Genomic DNA, 5,202 nt, shown 5'->3' with positions numbered 1-5,202 from the left:
TGCTGGACGGCATTATGCGCAAAGCCCACCGCAAACATCCGCTGTCGGAAGCGCAAACCAAACGCAACCGATATTTGTCGAAGACCCGTTATGTGGTCGAACAAAGTTTCGGTACGCTGCACCGTAAATTCCGCTATGCGCGGGCAGCCTATTTCGGTCTGCTCAAAGTGAGTGCACAAAGCCATCTGAAGGCGATGTGTTTGAACCTATTGAAAGCCGCCAACAGGCTAAGTGCGCCTGTTGCTGCCTAAAAGGCGGCCCGGATGCCTGATTATCGGGTGTCCGGGGAGGATTAAGGGGGTATTTGAGTAGAATCAGTGGATATGTGAAACAAAAACAGCCGAAAACCTTTATTTAGGTTTCGGCTGTTGGGGAAAAGGAATTTTGCAAAGGTCTCAGGCTTTATTTTTCATTCAAAATCTTACCGACAATCTCGCCCACATCCTTGGACAAACCTTCTTGTGCATGGATTCGTTGCAATTCTTTGGTCATGACGGCTTTGCGGTTGGCTTCCAATTTGTTGCAGATGTTGAAAGCCTGCACCAGTCGAGCAGCAACTTGCGGATTAAAACGGTCGATTTCCATCACTTTATCGGCTACAAAGCGGTAGCCGCTGCCATCTTCTGCATGGAAATGTGGAATATTGCGGCTGAAACTGATCAACAAAGAACGGGCCTTGTTCGGGTTTTCAATACTGAACTTAGGATGACTCAAGGCCGTCTGAACTTGCTGTAAAGTATCTTTGCGGCGGCTTGAAGCAATCAGAGCAAAGTATTTGTCCATTACTAAGGCATCATCGGCGAATTTATCGGCAAATTTCGTCAACAAACGATCGCGAATTTCGCTTTCATTGCTGTTGATTGCGGATAAGATATCCCATTCGTGTGTCATGTTTTGCGCCATTGCCTCGTAATTTTCCGCAACGTGTTCGATATGCGCTGCGTCAGCACGAAGGATAAATGCCCTGCAAGCATTGCGCAAAGTGCGCCAGCCGGCCAATTCCGGGCTGTATTCATAACGAACAGCAGCATCAGCCTGGTTTTCTTGCTCGGCAGCTTGACGGTTCAGCTCGCGCCATTGAGGCAGGAACTTGACGGCAACAGCATTGAGCAAGGCTTCTCGCGCTTGATGAACCTGAATAGGGTCAATATTTTCTTCTTCCGCCCATACATCGGTTTCAGACGGCATTTGCAGCAAAATGGCACGGAATGCCGGATCAAAATCACCGGAAACCACCAAAGCCAAAGCATCCATCAATGCTTTATGTTCCGGCAAAGGACGGCCTTCCGCCAATGCCTGACGGTTGGCGTTAATGGCGCGATGGTACAAGGTTTGAGCAGCTTCCCAACGGGCAAACTCATTTTCATCTGCCGCCAGTAAAGTGGCCAATTCTTGCTCGCTGTACGGATAGTTCAAGGTAATCGGCGCAGAGAAATCACGCAGCAGAGACGGGATAACCGGCTCATTGACGCCGCCCAATACAAAAGTCTGCTCGGCTTCAGTCAATACCAAAACCGCCTCTTTCACCCGTTTACCTTGATATTCAAACTCAACCGCTTCGCCTTTTTCATTCAGCAAACCGGTTTTGACCGGAATCATCATCGGCTGTTTGTCCGCCATATCGGGCGTAGCCGGAATAGTTTGTTTGATCGTCAATTCAAACGCTCCATCTTTCAGACGGCCTTGAGCATCTAAAACCGGCGTACCGGCTTGGCTGTACCACAAGGCAAACTGATCAAGATTGATACCGTTTGCGTCTGCCATTGCGGCACGGAAATCATCACAAGTCACAGCCTGACCGTCGTGGCGTTGGAAATACAACTTCATGCCTTTTTGGAAGCCCTCTTCTCCGAGCAAGGTGTGATACATGCGCACTACTTCCGCACCTTTTTCATAGACGGTCATGGTGTAGAAGTTGTTCATCTCTTCATAGCTGGCCGGGCGGACAGGATGCGCAGTCGGGCCTGCATCTTCTGGGAATTGGAACAAGCGCAGCATACGGACATTGTCGATACGGCGTACCACACGGCTGGCCCGGTCGCCGGAAAACTCTTGATCGCGGAAAACGGTCAAACCTTCTTTCAGCGACAATTGGAACCAATCGCGGCAGGTCACGCGGTTGCCCGTCCAGTTGTGGAAATATTCGTGGCCGACAACAGATTCGATGCCTTCAAAGTCGGTATCGGTCGCGGTACGGCTGTTGGCCAGCACAAACTTGGTGTTGAAAATATTCAAACCTTTGTTTTCCATTGCGCCCATATTGAAATCGCCCACGGCAACGACCATGAAAATATCCAAGTCGTATTCCAAGCCAAAACGTATCTCGTCCCATTTCATCGCATTTTTCAACGATTCCACGGCAAAACCGACTTTAGGTTTGTCTGTCTCAGTGGTGTAGAACTCGATTTTGACCTTACGGCCGCTCATGGTTGTAAAATAATCTTCCGTTACCGCCAAATCGCCTGCCACCAAAGCAAAGAGATAGCTCGGTTTGGCAAACGGGTCTTCCCATTTCACCCAGTGACGGCCGTCTGAAAACTCGCCGCCATCAATTTTATTGCCGTTAGACAGCAACACCGGATAGCGTTTTTTGTCTGCAACGATGGTGGTGGTAAATTTAGACATGACATCCGGACGGTCGATGTAGAAAGTAATTTTGCGGAAACCTTCCGGTTCGCATTGGGTAAACAGATTGCCACCGGAAGCATACAGACCCATCAGCGATTTGTTCTCAGCCGGCAAAATTTCGGTTTCTACTTCCAGCGTGAAGTTTTCAGACGGCACGCCGGCAATCGTCAGTTTTTCGTCTTCCAACACATAATCTACGACCCGGCCGTTTACTTTCACAGACAGCAGTTTTGCCGAACCATCCAATACCAATGGCTCCCCTGCTCTTTCAGGTTGAACGGTCAGACTAGATTTGACGATGGTTTGCGGTTCTAAAATATCGAAATGCAGGTCGGTTTTCAGAATACGGTACGCTGGCGCGGCGTAGTCTTTCAAATAATGGATGGTTTTGCTCATTTGTTCTCTTTCAGAGTCATGCGGTAAATAGATGAAGCATATCGTTTCAGATAGCCTAAATTCAAGTGTTTTCAGAAAAAAAGGCCGTCTGAAACCTAAAATTTCAGACGGCCTCCCTATTCAGGCAGCAAATCTAGTTGCCTGTCATTGCCAACTTACCACTGATACAGCGCACCGGCACCGACACCGACATGACCGTCGGTATTGGCCGAGAAGTTGCCTTTGACAATCCAGTTGCCGCCGTCGCTCATCGCAGACACGCCGATGGCCATGGCAGACTGACCACCGTAGTAGCCGCTGCCGACACCGATACCGGTCGCACCCGGACGGGTTACTTGCGGAATCGAGCCTTGGGCAATCGCACCGGCCACACCCGCGTAGGCTTTCTTACCTACTTGGTTGATGTTGTTTTGCAATTCGTTGCCCAAGCCAATCAACTGGTTCACGTTTGCCGCGTCTGTACCGTCTTTACCCGGAGCCACGTTGGTAATGCGTTGGCCGCCGTTGTTCAGACCGACAGGAGACAATTTGACTTGGTTGTTCGGATTGCTTTCAGTCGGTGCAGCGATGGTTACGCCATCGTTGTTGACCACGGTATTGCCTGCGGTCAGACCGTCTTTGTTCAATGCAACTTTATCGCCAACTTTCACGCCGTCATTGTTCATCACAGTATCGCCTGCTTTGAAGGTATCGGCATTCACTGTCTTCACGCTAATCTCGTCAGCCAACTTCAGTTGAGCGCCACCGGCTACGGTTTCGCTGATGATGTTGCTGTCGCCTTTAACGTTGATGGTATTGCCCAACGCATAGTTGTTGCTACCGGTCGTACCGCCGAAGTTGATGCCTTTGGCAATCGTCGCGGCGTTGTTGGCTACGTTTTGGTTGGTTGCGTACAACTGGCTGCCGTTGACGGCATCTTTGCTGTTGGCATTGAGATCGCCATCTGCTACGTTGGTTACTTTGTTGCCCGCATTGTCCAAGCCGTCTTTAGTCAGGTTTACCTTGCCTGCTTTCAAGCCGTCTTTGTTCAATGCAACGTCATCACCAACTTTCACACCATCATTGTTGACAGTAGTATCACCGGCTTTCACGCTGTCAACGTCCAAGTCTTTATCGGTAGCAACTTCATAAACAGTCTGACCTTTGTCACCTGTTTTTTCCGTCACAACGATGTTCTTACCTTGAACGACTTCAGTCTTAGATGCCTCCGCAGCTTGTTTCAGTTGGGAAACATTGACTGCATCGGTGTCATCCGTACCGGCCGCAACGTTGGTAATCTTATTGCCGCCATTGTTCAAGCCAGCTTTAGTCAGGTTCACATCACCTGCTTTCAAGCCGTCTTTGTTCAATGCAACATCATCGCCGACTTTCACACCGTCATTATTCATCACGGTATCGCCTGCGGTAACGCTGTCGACTTTCAGGTTTTTATCGGTAGCCACTTTGTAAATGGTTTGGCCATTGGCACCGACATCCTGAGTAACAACAATGTTATCGCCTTGAACGACTTCAGTCTTAGCCGCAGCCGCAGCTTTGTTCAACTGAGCAACATTCACCGCATCAGTATCATCGGTACCGGCTGCAACATTGGTAATCTTGTTGCCGCCGTTGTTCAAACCGGCTTTAGTCAGATTGACATCGCCAACTTTCACGCCGTCAGTATTGACTGTGGTATCGCCGGCTTTCACGCTGTCAACTGCCAAGTCTTTAGCCAATTTGACTTCCAACTTATCAGAACCATTCGCTACAACGCCGATATTGCCGTCTGAAAGTTTGGCTGCATCGGTTTGACCGCCAACAATATTTAGCTTCGTACCCGGTTTGCGTTCAACGTCTTTGCCACTGTCGCCGCCGAAAGTCAAAGGCAGATTGGCAGTTGCATTAACGGCTTTGATTGCATCGTGGATATTGTTCTCACCAGTACCGCCAATATCGGTCATGCTGATGTTGCCGCCATTATTGGCCGCATTGCCACCCAATACATTCACCAACTGATCTTGGGCCGCATTCAGCTGCTCTTCGGTCGCTGCACGTTTACCTTGGGCAAAATCATTGCCACCCAAAGTCGTATTGCTCAAGCCGCTGACTTCACCTTTGTCGCCATCGATTTTCACCGGAGCCGCTTGACCGACATTCAATACATCGGCCAGTTTCAGCTGTGCGCCACCGGCTACGGTT

3 protein-coding genes are annotated in these 5,202 nt (G+C 49.6%); 1 reads left to right on the top strand and 2 read right to left on the bottom strand.

The annotated features are described in order from the left end of the window. The coding region (locus tag HMPREF2871_RS09705) for an IS5/IS1182 family transposase (RefSeq protein WP_070647867.1) at window positions 1-251 on the top strand (251 nt) is incomplete at its 5' end. Window positions 252-402: 151 nt separating this feature from the next. Here HMPREF2871_RS09705 and pepN read toward each other — a convergent pair. Further along, window positions 403-3,024, bottom strand: coding sequence for an aminopeptidase N (gene pepN / locus HMPREF2871_RS09700; protein WP_049343903.1), 2,622 nt, complete (start codon window positions 3,022-3,024; stop codon window positions 403-405). A gap of 155 nt (window positions 3,025-3,179) precedes the next feature. Then, on the bottom strand, window positions 3,180-5,202 hold a 2,023-nt coding region (locus HMPREF2871_RS09695), incomplete at its 5' end, for a YadA family autotransporter adhesin (protein WP_210386317.1).

The organism is Neisseria sp. HMSC067G12, assembly GCF_001812725.1.
GTDB classification, from domain to species: Bacteria; Pseudomonadota; Gammaproteobacteria; order Burkholderiales; family Neisseriaceae; genus Neisseria; species Neisseria perflava.
The sequence above is the reverse complement of the archived record's forward strand: the minus strand, read 5'-3'. Positions and strand labels throughout refer to the sequence as shown.